The following is a 23954-nucleotide window of genomic DNA, read 5'->3' on the forward strand; positions in this document are numbered from 1 at the left end:
TATTGCAATGCGCAAGTTTACGCCGCATCGCAGCATGGCAATGGCAGCGTCTACTCGCCATCTTCCGCGCCGGACCATTCTAATACGCCTTGTCACCCGGCCGTGCTCAAACTAAAAAATATCAATGATTTACGATACATCGGACATCCATATCGAAAAGCTTCTCATCCCCGCCGCGCGCGCGGGTGAAGCGCTGGCACGACTGGATGAGAGGATAAGCCGGTCGCCGATGAAACACGGCTTCATCGAAAGGCAGGACTTTACCGACGCGATTTCCTCCATGTGGGTTGATGGCGAACTTGTCCATATGGAAGATCTGGTCCTGCATGACGCCCATATGGATGTGCGGGCGCCAACCCATGAAATGACGGCGGCGCACCGGATCGTCCGCTCAAGGCGGCTGATTTTTTCAAACGCGCCAGGCTGGGCCTTCACTGCACCAGGCCTTTCCCGTCTGCGCGGAAGAATGGGAATTGCCGCCGACGCGACGGCATTTGCCCCGGAAACGGTGGATCATTCCGGCAACGAAGAGGCTGATGCAGAAGGCGAGACACCGCTGGACGGGGCCTTTTCCGAGCTGGACGCACTTCTGGCGCGAAGCGCCGCGACTTTGGACGCGATCACCGCCGGCACCACCCTTGCGCCGGTGACACATCGGGAAGAGGCCCATCCGATGATCAACGATCCCGACTGGGACGAGGAGGAAAGGCTGAAGGAATGGCGGCAGGTCCTTGGCCAGACGGAGGAGTTGCCCCCGATCCTGCGCACCGCAATCCTGCTGGATGCCTGGAATATGATCGAGGTTCTGCAACGCAGCCCCTGGCTCGGCAGGCTCATGGCCGCCGCTTTTCTGCGCGACGGGGCTGTCTCTCCCGACCACCTGCCGGCGCTCAGCGCTGGTCTTCGTGCCGTCCCGCGCGAGCGCCGGCACGCCAGAAACCAGACGCAACGCCTAGTCGCCCTTCTCGACAGCTTTTACGAGGCGGCGCTGGCCAGCATGAAGGAACATGACAGGCTGACCCACGCCAGAGAACGCATGATGCGCAAGCTGGCCGGCCGACGCTCGTCTTCGCGTCTTCCAGAGCTGGTGGAGCTTGTCGTCTCCCGGCCGGTGGTTTCGGCGGCCATGATCGTCAGGGAACTCGGCACCACGCCGCAGGGCGCGATAGGGCTCGCCAATCAACTGGAGTTGAGGGAGGTTACGGGCCGCGGCCGCTTCCGTGCCTGGGGCATGCTGTAGCACAAGCCGCTAGTCTTCATCCGCCTAAACCCCGGAAAAATAGTATTTTTCTCAACCCCTTGTTCCTGCGATGAATCCCGCAGGAATCCTGCGATCACGAATCTTAACAAAATTTAACTATTGCGTAGGTGGATGAAGCGGCTATGTTCTCGCTGCGTTGCAACACGATTTTTCTCCGGTAACGCGGTCGCATTCGGCTCCGGCAACCTTTCTTTGCCATCCGCATTAAAGTGTCCACCATGAGGGAGATGCAAAAAATGACAATTTCAGTCTCACAACTCGATTCCGATCAGGAAACAGATGCTCCTTTCGCCCGAAAAGTCCTGATGGCGCGCAATCTCGCCGGATATACGGTCGATCAGCTTGCCATCACCTGCGGCCTGACAGCCAATGAAATCCGCGCCTTGGAAGACGGCTCAGACAGCGATCCTCTGCGCATCAGGCGCGTTGCCGCCGCCCTGCATATTCCAGTCGAAACCGTTATCTGATCGTTCACAACGATCCGAACCAAATCTCAGCGCCGCCGGGGACGATGTTCACGCAACATCCGGGCGGCGCGCGTAGCGGTTTGAACGCTACAAGTCTCTCCGGAACATTTTCCGCTCCGCTCTCTTAACATTTCCGTTATCCGGCACCACATGATGTCCGCACGGGACATGTTCGCCATGTGGCCCGCCTGCGCGAGAGCACCAATAATTTCCGGAATCCTGCCATGACACTCAGCCTTAACACCGAAGAACGGGTTTCTTCAGCATTGGATGAATTGTGGCCAACGGAGAAAACGGAAATTCTCGACTGGCTCGTCACCGGCACAAAGGACGAGCGCTTTATCGATGAGATATTCTTCGAGCTGTGTAGCAGGTTGCGCGAAAGTGGAATTTCCATAGCGCGGGGCGCACTTGCCTTCCGCATTCGTCACCCGCAATGGCTTGGCGCGCGCATCCTGTGGAAGGCCGGCATATCGTCGGCCGAGATCACCACCTATGGCTATGGGGCGGAGAGCTCGCCCGAATATCTGAACAGCCCCATCAACGACATCCATCAGGGCGCAACCGAAATCCGCCACCGGCTGACCGGCGACGAAATCGAGCCATCCGCTTATCCGATCTATGAGGAATTGCGCGCCGACGGGCTGACGGATTATTTCGCCTGGCCGATCGAACATACGTTCGGCAAGCGCCATGTCGCCACTTTTTCCAGCGATCGGCCCGGTGGCTTTTTGGAAGCGGAAGTCCTTGCGTTGAAAAACCTGCTACCGGCGCTCGCACTGGTCAGCGAAATTCGCCTGAAAAACCGCATGACGCGCACCCTGCTGGAGACCTATGTCGGGCCGCATGCGGGCGAAAAAATCCTCAATGGCGCAACGACGCGCGGCAGCGGCATAACGGTCGGCGCGGCGATCCTGATCTGCGACCTGCGCAACTTCACCCATATTTCCGACCTCTGGCCGCGCGATGATGTGATCGAATTGCTGAACGGTTATTTCGACGCGATGTGCGATCCGATCGAGGAATTCGGTGGTGAAATCCTGAAATTCATGGGCGATGGGCTGCTGGCGATTTTCCCGCTCAGCGATCCACAGGCTTGTGAAAACCTGCTGAAAGCCATTGCCAGCGCACAGAAAAGTCTCGTTGCCCTCAACGACATCAATTGCCAGAAAGGCCATGACCCTCTGGGTTACGGCATCGGCGTCCATGTTGGCGATGTCATGTATGGCAATATCGGCTCGAAAACCCGCCTCGATTTTACCGTCATCGGTCCGGCCGTGAACATCGCATCACGGCTTGAAACCCTGACCAAGGAAACCGGCCGCAACGTCCTGTTTTCCGAAGAATTTGTCCGTATGGCCGGACACGAGGACAAGCTGGACAATCTCGGCCCATGGCTTCTGCGCGGCCTTGAAACCCCGGTCGAGGTTTATGCGCTTCCCCAACAGGAGGTCCTCGCACCCTCTGTCGACTGACTGCCGGTCAGGACTTTATTCCCGTTTCAACGCTTTCTCAACGCAGCGCTCACCCGTGCTGCGCAACCTCCCGAAGAGATGATTTCCGCTGCCCTGCCCGTCGTCAAAACGCTTGACACGCCTCCGATGTCGATCTAGCAAAATAGAACATATATTCCATATCGAAACATTGTTTGCGTTCATATTCTGTCTTTCCGGGAGTGGAAGACGGGTGTGAGGAACCGGAGGAAAGATGGTTACGAAATTGGCACTGCTCGGCGCTGGACGGATCGGCAAGGTCCACGCCAAGGCGATCACCACCGACAGCCGTGCGAAGCTGGTGGCCGTTGTGGACGCCGTTGCCGGTGCTGCGGAAGCAATCGCCCGCGAAGCGCAGTGCAAGGTCAGCACAATCGACGAGGTTCTGGCTGACAAGACGATCGACGCCGTCATCATCTGCACGCCGACCAACACCCATGCCGATCTGATTGAGCGTTTCGCCCGTGCCGGCAAGGCCATCTTCTGCGAAAAACCCGTCGATCTGGATGTGGCCCGTGCGGAAGCCTGCGCCAAGGTGGTTGAGGAAACCGGTGCAAAGGTGATGCTCGGTTTCAACCGGCGTTTCGATCCGCATTTTCAGGCCGTGCACAAGGCAATCGAGGATGGCCGCATCGGCAAGGTCGAAATGGTGACCATCACCAGCCGCGATCCCGGCCCGCCGCCAGCCGAATACATCAAGGTTTCCGGCGGCATTTTCCGTGACATGACTATTCATGATTTCGACATGGCGCGGTTCCTGCTCGGCGAGGAAGTGGAAAGCGTATTCGCCACCGGTTCCGTTCTCGTCAATCCGGAGATCGGTGCACTCGGCGATTTCGATAGCGCCAGCATCATTCTGACGACGAAAAGCGGCAGGCAAGCCAGCATTTCGAATTCGCGACGCGCGACCTATGGGTATGACCAGCGTATCGAAGTGCATGGTTCGCTCGGTTCGGCTGCGGCCGAGAACCAGCGGCCGGTCTCCATCGAGATCGCCAATGCTGAGGGCTACACCCGCCCGCCGCTGCATGATTTCTTCATGACGCGTTATACGGCGGCCTACGCGGCGGAAATTACCGCTTTCATCGATTGCATCGAAAACAATGTAGCTCCGTCACCCTCCATCAAGGATGGGCTGATCGCATTGAAACTGGCCGACGCTGCGCTGAAATCCGTCACCTCGAAGGCGGCCGTGACGATCGGCTGATCGACGCGGAAATCACTCCGTAACCGACATCCTGTCCGCGGTGCGTTAACGCATGGCGGACAGGAAAACAGCTATTCGCAAAGCTTTCGCCAGCATCGGCGCCACCCGTGAACTTGACCGGGCAGAGGCAGTCTTCGGACTTGCATGGCAGCTATTCGGAAAATAAGGTTGTCTGACAAGATACGGCCAGACCATATGGCTGCTATTCACCTTATTCACGCCGAATCCTCTTTTTGCCGGCAACAGCCGGACAGTGGTTTATTTATGCCATCACCCAAGACCGGTTATCTTTATGCGCTCATAGCATTCACGATCTTTGCAGCGCAGGATGGCATATCCAAACATCTTGGCAGTTCTTATCCGCCCGTCTTCGTCGCCATGCTTCGATACTGGGCCTTCGCCGTCTTCGTTTTGTTGATGGCTGCAAGGTCCTCTGGCGGCATTCGGGGCGCTGTCATGGCAAACCGTCCGTGGCTGCAGATCAGCCGCGGCGTCCTTCTTGCCGTGCAGATTGTTTTTTCCATTTTCTCCTTCGCCGTTGTCGGGCTGGCGCACAGCCACTCCATCCTCGCTTCGGCGCCGCTGATCGTCGCCGCACTGTCCGTGCCGTTGCTTGGCGAACATGTGGGCTGGCGGCGCTGGTGCGCCATTTTTGTCGGCTTCGTCGGCGTTCTCGTCATTCTGAAACCTGATGGCGAAGGGTTCGACAACCGCCTGCTGATCACTTTCATCGCCGCCTTCATGCTTGCGCTCTACAGCGTCCTGACCCGCCTTGGCAGCAAGAGCGATTCAGCGATGACGAGCTTCTTTTATACCGGCGTGGCCGGTGCGGCAGCACTGACGCTGGTGGGTCCGTTTTATTGGGTTAGCCTTGCACCCCAGGATTGGGGCTGGATGCTGGCGCTGTGCATTACCGGCATGAGCGGCCATTATTGCCTGATCAAGGCATTCGAGCTGGCGGATGCGGCCTCGGTGCAGCCGTTTTCCTATTACCAGCTCGTGCTCGTCTCCATCATCGGCGTCACCATCTATGGCGAGGTCGTGACATCCAACATGGTTCTGGGTGCTGCAATCGTGATCGCCGCCGGTCTCTTCACCATCTGGCGGGAACATGCCGTTGCCCGCAGGGAACGCAGGCGGGCTGGCTGACGTCATTCCGGTTGAACGTCCTCTCAGGCGAGAGCCGCCTCGCAGCGCAACAGCATTCCAAACAGGTCGCGCGGCTCATCCGGATCGGCCAGCAGATCCAGCTCCGTGTAAAGCCCGGTGGCGGCCAGTTTCGAGCGCACATAACGCAGCGCCGAAAAATCCTCGGTCGCGAAACCGACGCTGTCGAACAGCGTGATCTGCCTGTCGTTTACCCGCCCGTGCTTTTCACCCGATATGACCTGCCATAGTTCTGTGACAGGGTAGTCCGCTGGCAATTGCTGGATTTCACCTTCGATGCGCGTCTGCGGTGGGTATTCGACAAAAATGTCCGACCGCAGCAGAATGTCCCGGTGCAGTTCCGTCTTGCCGGGACAATCGCCGCCGACGGCATTGATGTGAATGCCGGGGCCAACCATGTTGTCGGTCAGGATTGTCGCATATTGCTTGTCAGCCGTGACGGTGGTGATGATATCTGCACCTTCCACTGCGCCCTGCGCACTATCGCAAATTTCGATGGTAAAGCCCTGCCCGACAAGATTGCGGGCGCATTTTTCGCTGGCGGTCCGGTCGATATCGAAAAGCCGCACCGTGTCGATGCCAAGAATAGCCTTGAAGGCCCGCGCCTGGAACTCGCTCTGCGCGCCATTACCGATGATGGCCATCGAGCGGGCATTTTTGCGGGCTAGGTGTTTTGCAGCGACAGCCGAAGTAGCAGCGGTGCGCAGCGCCGTCAGAATGGTCATTTCGGTCAGGAGCAGTGGATAGCCGTTGCCGACATCGGAAAGCACCCCAAAAGCAGTCACCGTCTGGCGGCCCTCCTTCATGTTTTTCGGATGGCCGTTCACATATTTGAAGCCATACAGCGTTCCATCACTGGTTGGCATCAGCTCGATGACGCCCTCTTGGGAATGCGATGCGATGCGCGGCGTCTTGTCGAAACTTTCCCAGCGGCGGAAATCCTCTTCCACGACGTCGGCAAGTTCGCGCAGAAACGTATCGATCCCCACGCGCAGCACGAGTTTCATCATATGATCGACGCTGACGAAAGGTACGATATTAAGGTTCGGTATAATCGTCATTGCATCATCCCCCTTAGCCGGCCCGCGTCGGGCGGTCCATAACCCGCTTGCCCATCAGGCTGGCAGCCAGGTCGACCATCAGCGTCGCCGTCCTGCCGCGCTCATCGAGAAACGGGTTAAGCTCCACGAGATCGAGACTGCACACAAGCCCGCTATCATGCAGCATCTCCATCACCAGATGCGCCTCACGGAACGTCGCCCCACCCGGAACCGTGGTGCCGACCGCAGGCGCGATCGACGGTTCGAGGAAATCGACATCGAGACTGACATGCAACAGGCCGTTTGCCGCCTGCACCCGCGCAAGGAACGCGCGCAGCAGAACCGCGACACCATGCTCGTCTATCGAGCGCATGTCGTGAACGGTGATGCCGCTGTCTTCCAGTGCGGCTCTCTCGGCTGGATCGACGCTGCGGATGCCGATCATGCCGATATTTTCCTCAGGAACTGCATGGGAGAGCGGCGGAAAGTAACCCGAAAATCCGTCGCGACCACTGAAATAGGCGACCGGCGTGCCATGCAGGTTACCGCTGCGCGTCGTTTCAAGCGTGTGGTAATCAGTATGGGCATCGAGCCAGAGCACGAAAAACGGCCGGCCACTCTCCGCCACCCGCCGCGCCATGCCGGCGACGGTTCCCGCGGAAATTGCGTGGTCGCCGCCAAGAAAGATCGGCACGGCGGCAGCACTTTCTCGATAGGCGGCCTCCGTCAGCGCCTCGGTCCAGGCCACCGTCTCAGCGAGATGATGCACCGCCGGATTGGGGTGGCTAAACTCCCTCAGCGGCGCCGGCGTCACATTGCCGGTATCCACCACCCGATGGCCCAGATCTTCGAGCGCCCGCGTGAGACCGGCGATGCGATACGCACTCGGCCCCATCTCACACCCCAATTGCCCGGCTCCGATTTGCAACGGCGCACCGATCAGCCTGATATCCATTTGAGCCCTCGCTTTCATCAACCGATAACCTCACTAAACCACACAGACATGGCGGAATGAACATCAAATATTGGCAATATTATCGAAATAGGCTATCGATTTGGTCAAATCTATTTATCAGAATGGCTACCAATGGATGATCTCGACGAACGGCTCGTGACCCTTTTGAGGCATAACGGCAGACGCAGCATTTCCGATCTGGCGATCGAGACGGAAACCTCGCGCGCAACGGTACGCTCACGCATCGAAAAAATGGAAAATGACGGCACTATCATCGGTTACACCGTCATCCTGCGTGCCGATGCGGTGGAGGCGGCGATCCGCGGCATCATGATGATCGAGATTGAAGGCCATGTGACGGACCGCGTCATCCGCACGCTCGGCGGTTTCCCGGAAATATCCGAAATTCACAGCACGAACGGTCGCTGGGACCTGATCGTAGAACTTAACGCCGCCACTCTCAGCGATTTCGACGCGGTGCTCCGCCGTATCCGCCTTGTCCCTGGCATTACCGGCAGCGAGACCAGCCTTCTGCTCTCCACCCCACGCTCCACCCGTGCGCGGCTCTGACGCAGGAGACAGACGCAAAAGAGCGACGAAAACGCATTTTTCGATTTTTTCGACTTGCGCCTCGCAAGAAATCATCTATATGACGACCCACCAAAGCGAACGCGGTAACCCGCTTCGGGCTTTTGGGGAATAGTTCAATGGTAGAACGACGGACTCTGACTCCGTTAATCTTGGTTCGAGTCCAGGTTCCCCAGCCAAATTTCTCCAAACAAAATCAAACTGTTTCGAGCACTTGAGCTGCATCACCGCGCTCTGCCTATATCTGCCAACGTTGTACGCGCGGCTCGATCCGAATCAGACATTTCCGTATCCAGCTGGCCTAGCCTCGATACACCACCGCCCCCCCAGTCATCCCCGCCCCTGCCGCCGTCAATAACAGCGTTTCACCCTCCGTGATGGGCCGCTCAGCATTGGAAACGGAAAGCGAAAGCGGAATAGTGGCGGCAGAAGAGTTGCCGAAGGTTTCGACTGTACGTACCGTCTTTTGCCGGTCGATGCCGATATTGCCGCAGACGGCATCGAACATGCGGGCATTGGCCTGATGCGGCACGAACCGCTGGATATCGGTGGCCGTCATTTCTGCGCGTTGCAGAGCGCGCTGTGAGGTCTGCGTCATTGTTGCGACGGCACGGGAAAAGACTTCGCGGCCGTCCCGCATCGTCATCAGGGTATCTTCAGCCTCTGTATCATTGGAAAAAGGCTGGCTGCTGCCGCCCGCCGCGATCTGGATCAGGTCGTAACCGCTCCCATCCGAAACGAGATCGGCAGACAAAAGGCCGCGCTGCGCATCCCGGCAGGGGACAAGCACGACGGCGCCGGCAGCATCGGCGAACAGAACTGCAGTTGCCCTTTCCGCCGGATTGATACGACGGCTCAAGATATTGGCGGCAACAACCAGCACCGCGCGGCCGTGGGTGCGGACAAAACCATCCGCAAGAGTGAGCGCATAAAGAAAACCGGAACAGGCCCCGGCAAGATCGATCGCCCCGGATTGTGTGAGGCCCAACCGGTGCGCAAGCAGCGGGGCCGAAGGCGGCAAAAGATGGTCTGGCGTGGACGTCGCAAGCAATGTCAGTGCGATATCCTCGGCGCCAATTCTCGCGTTTTCCAGTGCCATGCGGCCGGCTTTTTCGGCAAGGCCGCTCAGCGTCTCGCCCTCTTGCGCCCAATAACGTGTGCGGATCCCCGTCCGACGCTCTATCCAGCCAGCCTCCAGCCCAAGACGCGTCTCAATCTCGGCGTTGCGGACACATCGCGCTGGCACGGCATGCCCGAAGCCAGCCATGCGGGAAGAACGGGTCTGCATTGTCAGGCCTTTCGGAGACGGTTTTTGATCGCGGCCGCGCCGGGTTCTCCCGGAGCGGCTTCAGTCACGATCGAGGCCACTTCGTCCATGGCGTCAAAGGCGCGGGTGAGGTCTTGCGCCGTCGAACAATAGGGCGGCATCAGATAGAGCACATTGCCGAGCGGGCGGATGATGAGCCCGCGCTCGCGGAACAATTGCCGCATGCGTGGCCCCGCCTCCGCGAGATAACCGCCAGAGGGCACGACGAGGTCAAGCGCTGCGATGGTTCCAATCTGGCGCATGTTCGTGAAGCGCCTGTCATCCGCAAATCGCCCGAGATTGTCGCGCAGCACTTCTTGCAGTTGACCGATGCGCTGTACCACTGGCTCATCGCGCCAAACCTGCAGATTGGCGACAGCGGCAGCGCAGGCAATCGGATTGGCGGTGTAGGAACTCGAATGGAAAAAGGTCTTGCGGCGATCGGTCGAGAAGTGCGCGTCGAAGATTTCGCCACTGCACAAGGTCGCTGCCAACGGCAGGGAGCCACCGGTCAGCCCCTTGGAGGTGCACAGAATATCCGGTGAAACTCCCGCCTGCTCGCAGGCGAACATGGTTCCTGTCCGGCCCCAGCCCGTCATCACCTCGTCGGCGATGACAAGGCAACCGTAGCGTTCGGCAATTTGTTTCAGTCCGGCGAGAACTTCCGCGCGGTAAATCTTCATGCCACCGGCACCGAGAATAAGCGGCTCGATCAGCAAGGCGGCGACTCGGCCCGAACGACAAAAGCTTTCGAACATGTCGAGCGTCTCCTGCTCACAATCCGCTTCCGGAAAAGCAAGCCGGTCGACGCCGAATAGCAGTGGTTCATACGCAGCATTGAACACGCCGCGTTCGCCCGTCGACATGGCGCCGATCGTATCACCGTGGTAGCCGTGCTCCATGACCACGATGCGATCTCGCTTTTCACCGCAATTGTGAAAATAACCGAGCGCCATTTTCAGCGCCACTTCCACCGAGGTCGAACCGCTATCGGAATAAAACACATGTTCCAAGCCGGCAGGCGCGAGTTCGATCAGCCCTTTGGCCAGCGTTTCGGCCGGCTCGTGCGAAAACTCGGCGAAAATGATCTGGTCGAAGGTCTCGGTCGCTGCGCGGATGGCGGACATGATTGCCGGGTGCCGGTGGCCGTGAGTGATGACCCACCAGGATGAAATTGCATCGAACAACCGCTGGCCATCTTCATCTACCAAATAGGCGCCCTCCGCCGAGACGATGCGTTTCATCGGCGGTTCCAGCCCGTGCTGGGTAAAAGGATGCCAGACGCGGGAACGACTCATGCCGGCACCTCCAGGAAATCAGCGAGATCGAATTGTTGAGCGAATACATGGTGCAGCGTCTCGGCAGTCATCTCCGGTATGCGAGGCAAGCGGCCAAGCGAGCGAACTCGGCCGATATCGGCGATAATGCGCTGATTTTCCCGGTTCTCATCACCGATGAAGACCACGCCGTGCACCGGAATGGCTCTCAGCCGCAGCGCCTCGAGCGACAGCAGCGTGTGGTTGATGGTGCCGAGTGAGGTTCTGGCGCACAGGATCAGCGGAATTCGCCAGCGGGCGAAAATATCGACAAACAGCAATGTGTCGGTCAGCGGCACCAGCAGACCGCCCGCCCCTTCGATCACCAGCGGCCCATCCGTTTCCGGCGGCAGCAAAAGCTCGGGCTCGATCGTGACATTGTCGAAGCGGGCCGAAAGATGCGGTGAGGCCGGCATTTTCAGGCGATAGGCCTCCGGCAGGATGCGCGCGCGCGGCACGCCACCCATCCGCTCCACCACCTCGCTGTCGGTCTCTTCCTCGAGCCCGGATTGCACCGGCTTCCAGTAATGGGCTTGCAATGCGTGAGTAAGCGCCGCAGAAAAAACCGTCTTACCGATACCCGTATCGGTGCCCGAGACGATGAAACGGAGGCTCATCGTTCCTCCTCCATGGCGAAGGCGAGCAGCCCGACCATATCGGCGATCTGGCTTTCCTCGACATTGAGCGTAATGGATATGCGCAGGCGTGCCGTGCCTTCCGGCACCGTTGGCGGGCGGATAGCGCGCACGTCGAAGCCGCCGTCTCGCATACGCGTGGCGATCTTCAGTGCACGCGCATTGTCACCAATCATCACCGGCAATATCTGCGAGCCGCCGGGCGTCACGCCCAGCCCGGATCGTAATTGTTCGCTGGCCAAATTTATCAGTTCTTCCAGACGGATGCGCCGCCAGGGCTCGTCGGCGACGATCCGCAAGGCCTCCCGCACAGCCGCCGCCATCAGCGGTGACGGCGCGGTCGAATAGATGAAACCGCGGGCGCGGTTGGTGAGGTAATCGGCAAGAACCGCAGGCAGACTGATAAGCGCGCCGGAAAGACCAAGCGCCTTGCCGCAGGTGTGCAGCGCCACGACATTACCGCGACCTTCCAGTTCAGCGGCCAGGCCGCGCCCGCCCGGCCCGAACACGCCGGTGGCATGCGCCTCATCGACGACGAGAAAGCCGCCATGTCGCCCGGCGAGGTCGGCAAGGGCCGCAACCGGCGCCCGGTCACCATCCATGGAATAGAGGCTCTCCACCGCGATCCACGGGCGACCTTTGCCGCCCGCCTGCCGCCATCGGTTTATTTCCCGTTCGAATGCCTCAACCTGATTATGCGGCACAGCGACCGCCTTCGCCTTGCCGGCGGCAATGCCGTCATGCACGCTGGCATGGATCAGCGCATCGTAGAGAACGAGGTCGTCCCGCAGCGGCAGTGCGGAAAAAAGTGCGACATTGGCGGCAAATCCGCTACCGAAATAGATCGCCCTCTCAGCGCCGAAAAATACCGCCGCCTCCGTTTCAAGCGCCTCATGTTCGGGATGGTTGCCGCGAAGCAGCCGCGAACCACCGGCACCCACAGGCACGCCGCTCTCGATTGCGTCAGTGATCGCCGCCTTCAGCCGGGGTGCATCGGCAAGCCCGAGATAGTCGTTGGAGGTGAAGTCGATACCCTGCCGGGGCGCTAGCGCCCGCAGGCGCGACTTGCGGTGCAGACCGGCAAGCTTCAGCTCATAGGCGGAGAGCGCCGACGAATTCACCGGGTCTCTCCCGCTTCCGCCGTTTGCAACGCCATCGGCTTCAGGCCCAGCCGCCGGAACAGCGCCGTATCGTGATCTTCCCCCGGATTATCCGCCGTCAGCAGCGTCTCGCCGACGAAGATGGAATTCGCCCCGGCCAGAAAACAGAGCGCCTGCGTCTCATCACTCATTTCGGTACGTCCGGCGGAAAGCCTCACATGCGAACGGGGCATGAGGATGCGCGCAAGCGCAATGGTGCGTACGAAGTCGATCGGATCAACCGGAGCGGCCTTGGCAAGCTTCGAGCCGGGGATCGGGATCAGCATGTTGATCGGCACGCTTTCCGGCGGAACCGGCAGATTAGCAAGGGTTACCAGCATGGAAATACGGTCCTCGACCGTTTCTCCCATGCCGAGAATGCCGCCGGCGCAGACCTTCATGCCGGCATCACGAACATTGGCGAGCGTTTCCAGCCGATCCTCGAAGGTGCGGGTTGTGATGATCTCCGAATAGAACCGCTCCGACGTATCGACATTGTGATTGTAGTAATCTAGCCCGGCGTGAGCGAGACGTTCGGATTGTTCCGGCGTCAGCATGCCGAGCGTCATGCAGGTTTCCATGCCGAGCGCCTTGACGCCTTCGACCATGGCCACCACCGCCTCCATGTCGCGCTCCTTAGGGTTGCGCCACGCCGCCCCCATGCAATAGCGCGTCGCCCCGCCCTCTTTCGCCTTGCGCGCCTCTGCCAGTACTCGCTCCACCTCCATGAGTTTGGAAGCCTTCAGACCTGTTGGATTGCGGGCGGACTGGCTGCAATAACCACAATCCTCCGGGCAGCCGCCGGTCTTGATCGATAAAAGCCGGCTCATCTGGATGGCGTTGGCATCGAAATGGCGACGATGCACCTGCTGTGCCCGGAACAGGAGGTCATTAAATGGTAAATTATAGATAATTTTTGCTTCTTCGAGTGAAGGATCCGCTTTGATTGAGGGAATCCGCGCCTGATTTTGTTCAATTTCCGTGATAATCTGATTCATCCGGCGATCTTCCCTTCAAATAAATAGATAGAACTTATTTTTATCTATTTTTTTATCGGGCCCTTTTGCAAGGACTTTTTTCGAGAAAAACGTCAGGCACCGGAGATCGAAGAAATATGCGGGGTAAGACTGCGGCGTTTGGCTGCGGGGATTTAGCGAATGGGAAAACGCCTTGAGGAAAAGACCCATGGCGCAAAAACCCCGCAATTGCTAAGAGTGAGGCATGATCACACTTCGTCCCGCCAACGCTCGCGACACGGCCCGCATCCTTGAAATATGGCGTAAGGCCGTAGACGCTACCCATGATTTTCTTCACAGAGCGGATCGCGCCGCAATCGAGGAAGAAGTGACGGCTTTTCTTCCCGAGGCCGCTTTGACGCTCGCCGTCGATGCGTCGGATAAGCCTCTCGGGTTCATGTTTCTGCATGAAGGGCACATGGAAGCGCTTTTCATCGATCCGGATTATCACGGCAGAGGCATCGGCAAGGCGCTCGTGCAGGCAGCACTTGCCACACACCCCGCGCTGACCACCGATGTCAACGAACAGAATACGCAGGCCATGGGCTTTTATCGCCGGCTCGGTTTCAAGCCGACGGGACGCTCCGACCTCGACGGGCAGGGACGTCCCTATCCGCTCGTCCATCTTGGGTTTGGCGCAACCGAACAATAAGCCGGGGGGACATGGCTCATCTGGGGGGAGCAAGCCACGAACACCATCATCCGTTTCGCAACCGAGGATTTTCAGCCCGAGCACCGCTTCGACCAATGGCGCGAAGTGCGCGGCAAAAGCCTGTTTGGCGTAACCATCGAGCTTGCGCCGGATCGCCGCCAGGCCTTCAGCGGGTCGTTTCAGGCGCGCTCTGTTGCAGGCGCCGTCGTAAGCGAAATGCGCGCTTCCTCTTACCGGGTCAACCGCACGGAAGCCGATATTGCCCGCATTGCCGGCGACAGCCTCTGCATTGGCTTGCAGGTGAAGGGTTCGGGGTTGCTGCATGCCGGCCGAGACAGGATCCATGCCGTCAGCGGTGGTGATTTCACCATCAACTATTCGGACTTGCCCTATGACGCGATACCGGGCGGTGAGGCGGATTTTCACTACAAGATGCTCAAGATCCCTGTCGACGACGAAGTCATGCTTGGCCGACCGGCCGATGACCTGTTCGCCACGCGTTACGCCGACAAGACCGCCTTCTCCCGGCCGTTCCGGGCGCTCTTCAACGCGCTGAACGCCGAACGCGGCAGGCTCATCGATCCCGTGCGCGATGTGACGCATATCGCTCGATTAGCCATGACGGCGCGTGGACGGCTTTCGCCTGCAATGCCGGAAGTGCGCGCCGCACTCCGCACCGGGCTTTGTTATGCGGCCCAGGACATCATGATGCGCAAAAAGTCCTGGCAGAACCTCACGCCTGCCGCAGTGGCAAAGGAACTGGGCATTTCACTTCGGCAACTGCACGTCGTTTTCGAAGGCGCGGAGCTGTCTTTTTCCCGCACGCTCGCCTCCATGCGGATCGAGGAAGCGCGACGCCTGCTGCTGGAATCTCCCGCCTTGCCAATCACGCAGGTCGCGTATGGCAGCGGCTTCGACAGTCTTCCAACCTTTTACCGGGTGTTCAGCAGCACCTATGGCATGACGCCCGGCGAAGCCCGCGCCACGGGCATGCCGACGGCCTAAAAGTGTCACCTCTGCGCGCAATGAGAAGACGCCTCATCCCGACCCCTGTAAGGCCGATGGATCATCCAATCCTCATTACACTCCGCAAGGAGGGTGGTGCCGGCAATTCGAGGAGCGCTGCCCATGACCAATTTTTTCGATTTCGCGATCTCCGGGTTGCCGGACGCCTCCGCCGTTGGCCGCAGGCTACCACCCAGCGAAATCGACCGGTTGCTTCAAACGGGTGCTTTCGCGGCAGCACTACGGCTGCTGGCGGGAAGTTTCATCACCCTCTACGAAGGTTCGCCCGACATGAACACGCTTTTCGCCACGCGCCAGAGCCGGCTTCTTTGCCACGCGCTGTTGGCGCTCTATTTTCAAAAGCGCAAGACCGGAACGGACGAACCCGCCCTGACGCGGGAAGATTTCGGCCAACTCGCGCTCCAACACGGCCTTGCCAGCCATGATGTCGCCTATGCCTTCTTCAAAGAGGCGCTGAAACGCGGCCTGACAAGACCGGCGCACCAAGCCGGCGAAAAGCCGGCCGATGGCGTGGTGCCTTCACCGTCCACGCTGGCGATGCTTGCCCAATGGTACGACGTGCATTTTCAGGCGCTGGACCTCATCGATGAGGGGTTCAGAGCCTCTCGGTTCATCGAGCGGTCCGAAACCATGCTCGCACACATCCATCCGCGCGTGGCGCAGGCGCTGCTGTCCAATCCGGAAGTGCGCTGCCCGGGCCCGCTTTCCATCATCTTCAACTGGTTCGACGCGGGCGGGCTGCTGATGGACCGCCTGATCGCCGGGATCGACTGGGAAAAGCCGACAGAACAGGGCAGACACCTGACGGATGTGAAAACAGCATCGGAACTGGCGGCATCGCTCTCCCTTTCCCGAATCCATGTCAGGCGCAAGCTTGGCGCGGCCGAACTGATCGGCGGCATCGGCTGGAGCGGACTGAAGGGGCGTTCCGCTCTCTGGATCTCCCAGGGCTTTTACGAGGAATATGCCCGCATGCAGGCACGTAAACTCCTCATTCTCGACGATGCTTTTATGGAGACAGTGTAAGGTTTAAGAACCGGCAGACGTGCTATTTATTGATGGTTATGAGCGATATCCATTGACAAACTTCAGGACTGCGGCTCTTCTACAGAGCATGCGTGGGATGTTGCGAACATCGAAATTGACGGCACTGCTGTTTCGACTGGTGATGATATTGTCACTGGCGGGATACAGCGTTTCCACCGTCAATGCCGCAATGCATGGTCCCGATACCGCGGAAATGCAGACCACCCAATCCGCCATGATGATGGATCACGGCGCGATGATGGACCATGGCGGTTCGGCCATGATGTCCAGCGACCACCATAATATGGATACGGCAGACCACGACAGCGGCGTCAAAAAGCCCGTGAAGCAGGAATGCTGCAACGATTTCTGTCTCGGCATGGCGGTACTGATTGCGCATGACGCCCTTGGCGGACCAGTCGTCAATTCCATCCGTTACTTTCTTGACGACAGCAAGACCGTGGGCCAGATCCCGCTGCTTCACCGTCCACCGAATATCTGAACAGGCAAAGCCCGCCTCTCGGGCAATGATCGTGCGTGAACGGCTTTAGCGCCGTCGCGCCGTTGCATCTCCTGTTCGGAAATTACCATGAACCCTATCTACATCGTGGTTGCAGCGCCCCTTTTGCTGGGCGGCTGCACAGCCACATCCTCGATGAACGAGGCCGCCTCGTATGAAGACGCGACAAACCCGTCGCTCGGCGTCACCCCTCTGCGTTATAAGACACCGGTCACAGGTTACTCGCACCGTGCTCCGGTGGACCCGAAGCCCTGGCGAAACCAGAACGATGCGCAGGCTCCGAAAGGAGACGCATCATGACGCTACGCGTGATCAAACTCACGGCCGTCCTTTCCGTCCCGCTCGTTCTTGGCGGCTGCGTCACGGCCACCGACTACACCTCGAAGAACGCAGGCTTCACCACCGTTTCGGCCAGGGCGACCGAGGCGACAGGAAAGCAGACTGTCTGGATACAGAACCGGGCCGAGGCGCAGGCAACCGCAACCCGCGTCAAATCGCTGATGTCAGCGAAAACAATCGATGTCGAGACGGCGGTTCAGGTCGCGCTCCTCAACAACAAGGGCCTTCAGGCGGCCTATGCCGATCTGGGTGAATCGGCAGCAACCGCCTGGCAATCGACCATGCTGGTCAATCCGAGGGTCGGCATCGGACTGACGGGGATCGGCACTCCGGGGCTCCGGGCCTACAAGGCGATAGAGGGTGTGATCGTCACCAATATTCTGGCACTGGCCACGCTCAAACAGAATGTCGAGATTGCCGATACCGGCTTCCGCAAGGCGCAGCTCACAGCCGCGCTGAAGACGTTGCAATTGGCGGCAGATACCCGCCGCGCCTGGATCACGGCGGTTGCTGCCTGGGAAAATGTCGGCCAGCTGGCGCAGGCCCAGACAGCCGCGGATGCCGCCTCGGAACTTGCGAGGAAGCTTGGCGAAGCAGGCTCGCTGAACAAGGAAGGCCAGGCTCGCGAGCAGGTCTTCTATGCCGAACTGACCGGCCAGATCGCCAAGGCGCGGCTTGAAGCCCGGCTTGCGAAGGAGGAACTGACAAGGCTGATGGGCCTGTGGGGCGCGGACATAGACTACTCCATCCCCAACCGCCTGCCCCAGCTTCCAAAGGATCTGGCCAAACGTGAGATGATCGAGGCCGAGGCGCTGCAACGCCGGGTGGATTTGCAGATGGCGAAGCTCGATCTGGAATCGACCGCCCGGTCGTTCAAACTCACAGAAGCTACCCGATACGTTACCGATCTAGAACTTCGTTCCGGCTTCGAGACCGAACGCGAACTTGAAGACGGCGAAAAACACAAACAGACGACCGGCAATGCCGAGCTGGAATTCGTCATTCCGATCTTCGATTCCGGTCGGGCAAGAATGCGGGAATCCGAACTCGCCTATATGCGCGCAGCAAACCTGCTGGCCGAAAAAGCGGTCAATATCCGCTCCGAAGCCCGCTCCGCCTATCAGGCCTATCGCTCGAACTACGACATCGCCCGGCACTATCGCAACAGCGTGGTGCCGCTGCGGACCAAGATCGAGGAGGAGTCGCTGCTGACCTATAACGGCATGCTCACCAACACCTTCGAACTGCTCGCCGACAGCCGCGAAAAGGTCAATTCGAACCTGCTCGCCATCAATGCCAAACGTGACTTCTGGCTCGCGGAAGCCGGCCTAGCGCCCGCCATCTACGGCGGTGGTGCGGGTACGGCAGGCGCGGAGACCGAAGTTGCCGCCACTGGTGGCGGCAGCGGTGGCGGACACTGAGAAAGGAAACGACGATGTTCAATAGAAGAAACTTTCTGGGCGTCGGCGCCGCTATGGTCTCCACCGCGGCCTGGGCAAAGACATCGAATAGCAGCCTGCCGGAAGCGGCCGTGATGGAAACGGCAGCAACGCAAGCCCCCGTTAAGCCCACTACCGGTCCCGATTACAATCCGGTCGTTACCCTCAACGGCTGGACCCTGCCCTTCCGGATGAACAATGGCGTCAAGGAATTCCACCTTGTCGCCGAGCCAGTGGAACGCGAGATGGCGGAGGGCATGACCGCCCGCCTCTGGGGCTATAACGGCCAATCACCCGGCCCGACCATCGAGGCCGTAGAAGGCGACCGGGTGCGGATTTTCGTGACCAACAAGCTGCCGGAACATACAACGGTCCACTGGCACGGCATGATCCTGCCATCAGGCATGGACGGTGTCGGCGGCCTGTCGCAACCGCATATCCCCGTTGGCAAGACCTTCGTCTACGAGTTCGATCTCGTGAAGTCCGGCACCTTCATGTACCACCCGCATTCAGACGAGATGGTGCAGATGGCGATGGGCATGATGGGCTTTTTCGTGGTCCATCCAAAGGACCCGACCTTCATGCCTGTTGATCGCGACTTCGTGTTCCTGATCAACGCCTTCGACATCAATCCCGGCTCCTACGTTCCGAAAATCATGACCATGACGGACTTCAATCTGTGGTCATGGAACAGCCGGGTATTTCCGGGCATCGATCCGCTGGTGGTCTCCAAGGACGACCGGGTGCGTGTCAGGGTCGGCAACCTGACCATGACCAACCACCCGATCCACATGCACGGTTATGATTTCGAGGTGACGTGCACGGATGGCGGCTGGGTGCGGCCCGAGGCCCGGTGGCCGGAGGTCAGCATCGACATCCCCGTCGGCGCCATGCGGGCCTATGAATTCGACGCCAAATATGTCGGCGACTGGGCGATCCATTGCCACAAGTCGCACCACACGATGAATGCGATGGGACACGATGTCCCGACCTTCATCGGCGTCGACAAGAAGACCGTCACCGAAAAGATCCGAAAGGTGCGGCCGGAATACATGCCGATGGGTACAGCCGGCATGGCCGATATGGGCGCGATGGAGATGGAAATCCCTGAGAACACCGTTCCCATGATGACCGGCTGGGGTCCGCACGGCCCCATCGAAATGGGCGGCATGTTCTCCGTGGTGAAGGTCCGCGAAGGCATCTCCGCGGGCGATTACTCAGATCCCGGCTGGTACCAAAACCCGCCCGGTACCCAGGCCTGGGAATGGACCGGCGACGTGCCGGATACCGAAAAGACCAATGATCCGAAAACACAGATCACGCCGAAACCGATGAAACACGGCTGATCGTGCAGACCATATCCCCACCAGAACCAAGGAAAAATTCGATGATCAGACTGAAACTTGCACTGCTTCTCACCGCTCTTGCCACACCCGCCTTCGCATCGGGCACCCACGGCGGCGGCCATGAAGCGATGGCGATCGGCGAACCCGGCGACAAATCCAAGGTAACCCAGACCATACAGGTCACCATGAAGGAAACGCCTGATGGCAAGATGCTGTTCACGCCCGCCAAGTTCGAATTCAAGAAGGGCAAGACCGTTCGCTTTGCCGTGAAGAATGTCGGCGAGCTGGACCATGAATTCATTCTCGACGAACAGAGCGCAAATCTGAAGCACAAGGCCGCCATGGCAAAGGCCCCGGAGATGGAACACGACAATCCGAACGCAATCAGCCTTGCGCCGGGCGAAAGCGGCGAAATCATCTGGAAATTCACCAATGACGGCATGTTCGAATTCGCCTGCCTGAAGCCCGGACATTACGAGGCCGGCATGCGCGGCGATCTCAAAGTTTCGGCCAAGTAACCAATCGAAAAAAGGAATCTGACCATGAAGACGATCGTTAAAATTACCCTTGCAGCCGCTTTGTTGCTTACAGCCCCCTTTGGCGCATTCGCACAGGAATTCACCAAGGGTACGGTGAAGAAGGTCGACGCTACCGCCAAGAAAGTCACTATCATTCATGAGGAACTGAAGAACCTCGACATGCCCGCCATGACGATGGTGTTCCGCGTCAAGGACGATGCCCTGCTCGCCAAGCTCAAGGAAGGCGCGAACATCGAGTTCATCGCCGAACGTGCGGATGGCAAGCTGGTCGTCGCCCAGGTGAAATAAGGCAGTCACCGTCTGCACATGCCCGTACTAAGACCACAGGCACGGGCATGTGCGATTTGAGCAGGCGGCGGACGAACCCCGAACACAAATTTATTGCTCGGGGCATGACCTTTGTTCGGCGCTATGCCGTATTCCCACGAATTAGCGCAGAAACGCAGTGTCGATTGTGTCCGCATGCTTCGTGAACAGCCGATGCAGTGAGAGGAACACGGCGAGCATCAGTGGCCATGCAATCAGGACATCGGAGAGAAAATGTGCGCCCATAGCTGCCCTGTTTAGGGAGCAAAGCACGATGAACGGCATCAAGATCGCAGTGGCGCTCAGGCGGAATTTTTCCGGCAGGAAGATGATGAACGCCAGCAGGGCGATTGCGGACGCGCTTTCGCCGGATGGAAAGGAGCAGTTGCGCGAACAGCTGCCATCGAGGGAAAGAACGGGCGTAAAAAACAAATCCGCCCCGAATTCACTGATATGCCGCGGTCTGGCACGTCCGAACAGGTTTTTCAGCACATGCACGGTCGCGCCCGGCCCAAGCGCATAAAAGGTGAGAACAAGTAGCAGTTTGTGAGGGCGGATGGCACGCCGCACGCCGGAGACAAATGGCGTGGCAAGGAGCAGGCAGACAAGCGTGGACAATAAAATGGCGGGAAGTGCGCGGTTCAGATCGCGGACGGAAATCAGGAATTGATCCTCGCCAAGACGAAAACCATCTGTCCAGAACCAGCGACTGGCGTCAAGATCGATATCCGGCCTGACAGTGAAGAAGACCATCATTGCAAGCGTGGTCGAAAGCGCGAGCAGAGATGGGCTGCCGGAAACCCATGCGAAAGTCTGGCGCGCCGTGGGGATGACGGCAAAGCGGAACTTCGGTTTTTCGGGCCGGCCTGGCCATTTCTGTTCGGTCTTATGGGAGAGATACTGGTGCATGGCCAGCTTTCTTCCGTAGAAATGTCAAGGTTCTGCGGAGGAAGTCCCAAGACTGAGAGGAAAAGCGTGCCTGCCGCATCTATCTCGTGAGACGGCTCTTGCCCGGCGCTTTGCGTCGGCTTAGCGTCCCGGCAATAAAGCGGTAATATCAGTAAGTTCGTAAGGTCAGCATGGACAAAGGGCTCATTCTCATCGTCGAAGACGACCCCGACATCATGCAGATTCTGGACGCCTATCTCATTCGTGACGGATATAGAACCGTTAGAGCCGGGGATGGCGAGACGGCCATGACGCATTTCTCCATGCTGCGGCCGGATCTCATTCTTCTCGACATCGGGCTACCGAAGCTCGATGGCATCGATGTGCTGACACGCATCCGGCGGGAGCGTGATACGCCGATCATCATGGTCACCGCCCTTGCCGAAGATATGGACAAGCTGACCGGTCTGCGCCTGGGTGCCGACGACTACATCGTCAAACCTTTCAACCCGCAGGAAATGGTCGCCCGGGTAAATGCCGTTCTAAAACGCTCGCGTCAGCCAACTGGCGGAGGGATCCTGCGTTTCGGCGCCATCGAAATAGATACCGAAGCTTACATCGCGGCTGTTTGCAGCGATGCGGGACGAACCGTTCTGCCGTTGACGCTCAGCGAATTCAGAATTCTTGCCCATATGACGCGTCGCCCCACCTATGCCTTTCAGCGGGCCGATCTTCTGGATGCCTGCCTGCCGGAAAGCGATGCGCTGGCACGCACGGTCGATACGCACATCGCCAATCTGCGTAAAAAACTGACGGATCACGGTGCTGGCGGTTATCTGGTGTCGGTGCGCAGCATCGGCTACCGACTTGCCAGGGAGCAGACATCATGAGGTTCCGGCGGCTCCGCCTGCGCACGATGACGGCGATCACAATCACCACAATGCTCATCTTTGCGGTTGCGTTGGTCTATTTCGGCGTTTCCTGGTATTCGGACACCATTGAGGAGCGCATCCTTGCCCAACTATCGCCTGATGCCGCCAAGGCTTTCTCGGATATTGACCGGGGCGTGATGCCGGATCAGAGCCAGCTTCAGGCCCTTATCGAGGTTTTACCGGGCCTGGAGGACCAGGCAGATAGCGAACTTCTCAAATCGGTGTTCCTCTTTGGATTGCTCGGTGTCTTCCTGTGCAGCTTGCTTGGTTATTTCATCTCCCGGCGCATTGCAGCACCTCTCGGCGAACTTGCCGACGCGGCGCGGCGCATGGCGACCGGCGACTTCAGCGGAGGCGCAAAGATCAAGGCGAGCCGCATCGCCGAAGTCGGATTTCTGGTCGACAGTTTCGAGACTTTGACGCAGGAGCTTCAGATGATGGAGCGCCGGTTGAAGTTCAACACCATGGCGGTAGCCCACGAGCTGCGCACCCCGCTGACCATCCTGCAAGGCCGTTTACACGGCATTGCCGATGACGTCTTTCCGCTCGACAAGCAGGCCATTCGCCACCTCATCGGCCATGTGGAAGGACTTGCGCGTCTCGTCGATGACCTGCGGACGCTCTCGCTGGCAGAAACCAACAGTCTCGTTACGGAGATGCGGCCACTCGATCTCGCTACCGAATGCGCGGCCGTGGCGGAGGCGGCACGGCCTCTTCTCGAAGAGGCAGGAATTCGTCTCGATATGTCGCTGCAGACGGCTCCCATTAGCGGCGACCCTCAACGCCTTCAACAGCTGCTGCTCATCCTGATGGATAATGTACGCCGCTATGCGGCGAGCGGGAAGAGCCTCTTCTGCTCGACCGGAGTCCGGGAAGGACGTCCCTTCATAACAATCGAAGACAAGGGGCCGGGTTTCCCCCCCGGCATCGAGGCACACGGCATCGAACTCTTCTGGCGCACAGAGCCGTCGCGTGCACGTAAGACCGGTGGCACCGGCCTCGGCCTGTCGATTGCTCGAGCGATCGCAAGGGCGCATGACAGCGATTTGCAGATAGATCCGCGACAAGACGGCGGAACCGTCGTCACGGTTCTCTTCAAGGCAGCCACCTGAAAAATCCCGGCGAGTTGATGCTCTACCGCGCGCGCTGACGGTGTGCTTCGTTGGGGCTTATTCCACGGTTTCGCCGCGCCAGGACTGCTGTCGGGAATAAGGTGATCGCAAATTTTCCTTACGCCGAATTATTTTCTATAAAATAGATAGAAAAAGAACGACCTGTCTTTCTTGAGGCGCTCCTCATGCCTAGTTTAGCTGTCATCATTGGTCGCCATCAGGGAGGACCGATGTTGAGC

Annotated in this window: 25 protein-coding genes and 1 tRNA gene; 18 read left to right on the forward strand and 8 right to left on the reverse strand. The window is 59.0% G+C overall.

Annotated elements, in window-relative coordinates:
* Positions 1–124 precede the first annotated feature (124 nt).
* The 5 genes from FB593_RS18885 to FB593_RS18910 all read left to right on the forward strand — a co-directional run bounded on the left by FB593_RS18885 (position 125) and on the right by FB593_RS18910 (position 5577).
* Positions 125–1240, forward strand: a complete 1116-nt coding sequence (locus FB593_RS18885) for an RHE_PE00001 family protein (protein ID WP_035199890.1) — start codon at positions 125–127, stop codon at positions 1238–1240.
* 257 nt (positions 1241–1497) lie between these two features.
* A complete protein-coding gene (locus FB593_RS18890) occupies positions 1498–1728 on the forward strand; it encodes a helix-turn-helix domain-containing protein (protein ID WP_004431634.1) in 231 nt (76 codons plus the stop codon).
* Between the two features lie 224 nt (positions 1729–1952).
* Positions 1953–3203 (forward strand): adenylate/guanylate cyclase domain-containing protein, encoded by a 1251-nt coding sequence (locus FB593_RS18895; protein ID WP_035199889.1) that lies wholly within the window; start codon positions 1953–1955, stop codon positions 3201–3203.
* A gap of 232 nt (positions 3204–3435) precedes the next feature.
* On the forward strand, positions 3436–4428 hold the full coding sequence (gene iolG / locus FB593_RS18905; protein WP_004431628.1) for an inositol 2-dehydrogenase: 993 nt from the start codon (positions 3436–3438) through the stop codon (positions 4426–4428).
* Between the two features lie 264 nt (positions 4429–4692).
* Positions 4693–5577: a DMT family transporter gene (locus tag FB593_RS18910; protein WP_035199888.1), complete on the forward strand. Its 885-nt coding sequence runs from the start codon at positions 4693–4695 to the stop codon at positions 5575–5577.
* Between the two features lie 23 nt (positions 5578–5600).
* Here FB593_RS18910 and FB593_RS18915 read toward each other — a convergent pair whose 3' ends face one another.
* A complete protein-coding gene (locus tag FB593_RS18915) occupies positions 5601–6656 on the reverse strand; it encodes an ornithine cyclodeaminase (protein WP_035199886.1) in 1056 nt (351 codons plus the stop codon).
* Positions 6657–6669: 13 nt separating this feature from the next.
* Positions 6670–7590 carry an arginase gene (gene rocF, locus FB593_RS18920; RefSeq protein WP_025595246.1) on the reverse strand — a complete coding sequence of 307 codons (921 nt, stop codon included), beginning with the start codon at positions 7588–7590 and terminating at the stop codon, positions 6670–6672.
* A gap of 132 nt (positions 7591–7722) precedes the next feature.
* On the opposite strand from rocF, the gene FB593_RS18925 reads away from it, so the two are divergent.
* The gene (locus FB593_RS18925) at positions 7723–8160 is read left to right on the forward strand and encodes an Lrp/AsnC family transcriptional regulator (protein ID WP_004431612.1); all 438 of its coding nucleotides are present in this window, start codon (positions 7723–7725) and stop codon (positions 8158–8160) included.
* A gap of 123 nt (positions 8161–8283) precedes the next feature.
* Positions 8284–8357 (forward strand) — tRNA-Gln (locus FB593_RS18930).
* 122 nt (positions 8358–8479) lie between these two features.
* Here the strand turns inward: FB593_RS18930 and FB593_RS18935 are convergent.
* The 5 genes from FB593_RS18935 to bioB are packed head-to-tail and all read right to left on the reverse strand — an operon-like array spanning position 8480 to position 13572.
* On the reverse strand, positions 8480–9466 hold the full coding sequence (locus FB593_RS18935) for a beta-ketoacyl-ACP synthase III (RefSeq protein WP_026330989.1): 987 nt from the start codon (positions 9464–9466) through the stop codon (positions 8480–8482).
* Between the two features lie 2 nt (positions 9467–9468).
* Entirely contained in the window at positions 9469–10782 is a 1314-nt protein-coding gene (locus FB593_RS18940) for an adenosylmethionine--8-amino-7-oxononanoate transaminase (protein WP_111802046.1), read from the reverse strand.
* Positions 10779–11417 (reverse strand): dethiobiotin synthase, encoded by a 639-nt coding sequence (gene bioD / locus FB593_RS18945; protein WP_111802047.1) that lies wholly within the window; start codon positions 11415–11417, stop codon positions 10779–10781. Before bioD ends, FB593_RS18940 begins: the two co-directional genes overlap by 4 nt.
* On the reverse strand, positions 11414–12556 hold the full coding sequence (locus FB593_RS18950; protein WP_035199877.1) for an 8-amino-7-oxononanoate synthase: 1143 nt from the start codon (positions 12554–12556) through the stop codon (positions 11414–11416). Before FB593_RS18950 ends, bioD begins: the two co-directional genes overlap by 4 nt.
* Positions 12553–13572: a biotin synthase BioB gene (gene bioB / locus FB593_RS18955; RefSeq protein WP_111802048.1), complete on the reverse strand. Its 1020-nt coding sequence runs from the start codon at positions 13570–13572 to the stop codon at positions 12553–12555. Before bioB ends, FB593_RS18950 begins: the two co-directional genes overlap by 4 nt.
* 223 nt (positions 13573–13795) lie before the next feature.
* On the opposite strand from bioB, the gene FB593_RS18960 reads away from it, so the two are divergent.
* The 9 genes from FB593_RS18960 to FB593_RS19000 all read left to right on the forward strand — a co-directional run bounded on the left by FB593_RS18960 (position 13796) and on the right by FB593_RS19000 (position 20765).
* A complete protein-coding gene (locus tag FB593_RS18960; RefSeq protein WP_025595248.1) occupies positions 13796–14242 on the forward strand; it encodes an acetyltransferase in 447 nt (148 codons plus the stop codon).
* Positions 14243–14347: 105 nt separating this feature from the next.
* Positions 14348–15247 carry a helix-turn-helix transcriptional regulator gene (locus tag FB593_RS18965; RefSeq protein WP_145166838.1) on the forward strand — a complete coding sequence of 300 codons (900 nt, stop codon included), beginning with the start codon at positions 14348–14350 and terminating at the stop codon, positions 15245–15247.
* Between the two features lie 123 nt (positions 15248–15370).
* Positions 15371–16294, forward strand: coding sequence for a hypothetical protein (locus tag FB593_RS18970; protein WP_111802050.1), 924 nt, complete (start codon positions 15371–15373; stop codon positions 16292–16294).
* Between the two features lie 88 nt (positions 16295–16382).
* Positions 16383–16796: a hypothetical protein gene (locus FB593_RS18975; RefSeq protein WP_111802051.1), complete on the forward strand. Its 414-nt coding sequence runs from the start codon at positions 16383–16385 to the stop codon at positions 16794–16796.
* 87 nt (positions 16797–16883) lie between these two features.
* Positions 16884–17114 (forward strand): hypothetical protein, encoded by a 231-nt coding sequence (locus tag FB593_RS18980; protein ID WP_019566580.1) that lies wholly within the window; start codon positions 16884–16886, stop codon positions 17112–17114.
* A complete protein-coding gene (locus tag FB593_RS18985; RefSeq protein WP_112154374.1) occupies positions 17111–18574 on the forward strand; it encodes a TolC family protein in 1464 nt (487 codons plus the stop codon). The genes FB593_RS18980 and FB593_RS18985 overlap by 4 nt, the downstream gene beginning before the upstream one ends.
* A gap of 14 nt (positions 18575–18588) precedes the next feature.
* Positions 18589–19938 carry a multicopper oxidase family protein gene (locus FB593_RS18990; protein WP_004431584.1) on the forward strand — a complete coding sequence of 450 codons (1350 nt, stop codon included), beginning with the start codon at positions 18589–18591 and terminating at the stop codon, positions 19936–19938.
* A 41-nt stretch (positions 19939–19979) separates the two neighbouring features.
* The gene (locus FB593_RS18995) at positions 19980–20456 is read left to right on the forward strand and encodes a plastocyanin/azurin family copper-binding protein (RefSeq protein WP_065658749.1); all 477 of its coding nucleotides are present in this window, start codon (positions 19980–19982) and stop codon (positions 20454–20456) included.
* Positions 20457–20480: 24 nt separating this feature from the next.
* Positions 20481–20765 carry a copper-binding protein gene (locus tag FB593_RS19000; protein WP_004431579.1) on the forward strand — a complete coding sequence of 95 codons (285 nt, stop codon included), beginning with the start codon at positions 20481–20483 and terminating at the stop codon, positions 20763–20765.
* A 141-nt stretch (positions 20766–20906) separates the two neighbouring features.
* Here FB593_RS19000 and FB593_RS19005 read toward each other — a convergent pair whose 3' ends face one another.
* Positions 20907–21692 carry a phosphatase PAP2 family protein gene (locus FB593_RS19005; protein ID WP_004431576.1) on the reverse strand — a complete coding sequence of 262 codons (786 nt, stop codon included), beginning with the start codon at positions 21690–21692 and terminating at the stop codon, positions 20907–20909.
* A gap of 170 nt (positions 21693–21862) precedes the next feature.
* On the opposite strand from FB593_RS19005, the gene FB593_RS19010 reads away from it, so the two are divergent.
* Together FB593_RS19010 and FB593_RS19015 are read left to right on the forward strand one after the other, a co-directional pair.
* Positions 21863–22561, forward strand: a complete 699-nt coding sequence (locus FB593_RS19010) for a response regulator (RefSeq protein WP_004431575.1) — start codon at positions 21863–21865, stop codon at positions 22559–22561.
* Complete coding sequence (locus tag FB593_RS19015) at positions 22558–23715, forward strand: ATP-binding protein (protein ID WP_111804749.1); 1158 nt, start codon at positions 22558–22560, stop codon at positions 23713–23715. The genes FB593_RS19010 and FB593_RS19015 overlap by 4 nt, the downstream gene beginning before the upstream one ends.
* Positions 23716–23954 lie beyond the last annotated feature (239 nt).

Source organism: Rhizobium sp. SJZ105 (genome assembly GCF_007828365.1).
GTDB lineage: Bacteria > Pseudomonadota > Alphaproteobacteria > Rhizobiales > Rhizobiaceae > Agrobacterium > Agrobacterium tumefaciens.

Coding starts and splice junctions, on each gene's coding strand:
- FB593_RS18915 (WP_035199886.1), bottom strand. CDS start 6,656: ATGACGATTATACCGAACCTTAATATCGTACCTTTCGTCAGCGTCGAT.
- FB593_RS19005 (WP_004431576.1), bottom strand. CDS start 21,692: ATGCACCAGTATCTCTCCCATAAGACCGAACAGAAATGGCCAGGCCGG.
- bioB (WP_111802048.1), bottom strand. CDS start 13,572: ATGAATCAGATTATCACGGAAATTGAACAAAATCAGGCGCGGATTCCC.
- FB593_RS18970 (WP_111802050.1), top strand. CDS start 15,371: ATGACCAATTTTTTCGATTTCGCGATCTCCGGGTTGCCGGACGCCTCC.
- FB593_RS18990 (WP_004431584.1), top strand. CDS start 18,589: ATGTTCAATAGAAGAAACTTTCTGGGCGTCGGCGCCGCTATGGTCTCC.
- FB593_RS18910 (WP_035199888.1), top strand. CDS start 4,693: ATGCCATCACCCAAGACCGGTTATCTTTATGCGCTCATAGCATTCACG.
- FB593_RS19010 (WP_004431575.1), top strand. CDS start 21,863: ATGGACAAAGGGCTCATTCTCATCGTCGAAGACGACCCCGACATCATG.
- iolG (WP_004431628.1), top strand. CDS start 3,436: ATGGTTACGAAATTGGCACTGCTCGGCGCTGGACGGATCGGCAAGGTC.
- FB593_RS19000 (WP_004431579.1), top strand. CDS start 20,481: ATGAAGACGATCGTTAAAATTACCCTTGCAGCCGCTTTGTTGCTTACA.
- FB593_RS18925 (WP_004431612.1), top strand. CDS start 7,723: ATGGATGATCTCGACGAACGGCTCGTGACCCTTTTGAGGCATAACGGC.
- FB593_RS18960 (WP_025595248.1), top strand. CDS start 13,796: ATGATCACACTTCGTCCCGCCAACGCTCGCGACACGGCCCGCATCCTT.
- FB593_RS18940 (WP_111802046.1), bottom strand. CDS start 10,782: ATGAGTCGTTCCCGCGTCTGGCATCCTTTTACCCAGCACGGGCTGGAA.
- FB593_RS18985 (WP_112154374.1), top strand. CDS start 17,111: ATGACGCTACGCGTGATCAAACTCACGGCCGTCCTTTCCGTCCCGCTC.
- FB593_RS18975 (WP_111802051.1), top strand. CDS start 16,383: ATGCGTGGGATGTTGCGAACATCGAAATTGACGGCACTGCTGTTTCGA.
- FB593_RS18980 (WP_019566580.1), top strand. CDS start 16,884: ATGAACCCTATCTACATCGTGGTTGCAGCGCCCCTTTTGCTGGGCGGC.
- bioD (WP_111802047.1), bottom strand. CDS start 11,417: ATGAGCCTCCGTTTCATCGTCTCGGGCACCGATACGGGTATCGGTAAG.
- FB593_RS19015 (WP_111804749.1), top strand. CDS start 22,558: ATGAGGTTCCGGCGGCTCCGCCTGCGCACGATGACGGCGATCACAATC.
- FB593_RS18935 (WP_026330989.1), bottom strand. CDS start 9,466: ATGCAGACCCGTTCTTCCCGCATGGCTGGCTTCGGGCATGCCGTGCCA.
- rocF (WP_025595246.1), bottom strand. CDS start 7,590: ATGGATATCAGGCTGATCGGTGCGCCGTTGCAAATCGGAGCCGGGCAA.
- FB593_RS18895 (WP_035199889.1), top strand. CDS start 1,953: ATGACACTCAGCCTTAACACCGAAGAACGGGTTTCTTCAGCATTGGAT.
- FB593_RS18890 (WP_004431634.1), top strand. CDS start 1,498: ATGACAATTTCAGTCTCACAACTCGATTCCGATCAGGAAACAGATGCT.
- FB593_RS18995 (WP_065658749.1), top strand. CDS start 19,980: ATGATCAGACTGAAACTTGCACTGCTTCTCACCGCTCTTGCCACACCC.
- FB593_RS18885 (WP_035199890.1), top strand. CDS start 125: ATGATTTACGATACATCGGACATCCATATCGAAAAGCTTCTCATCCCC.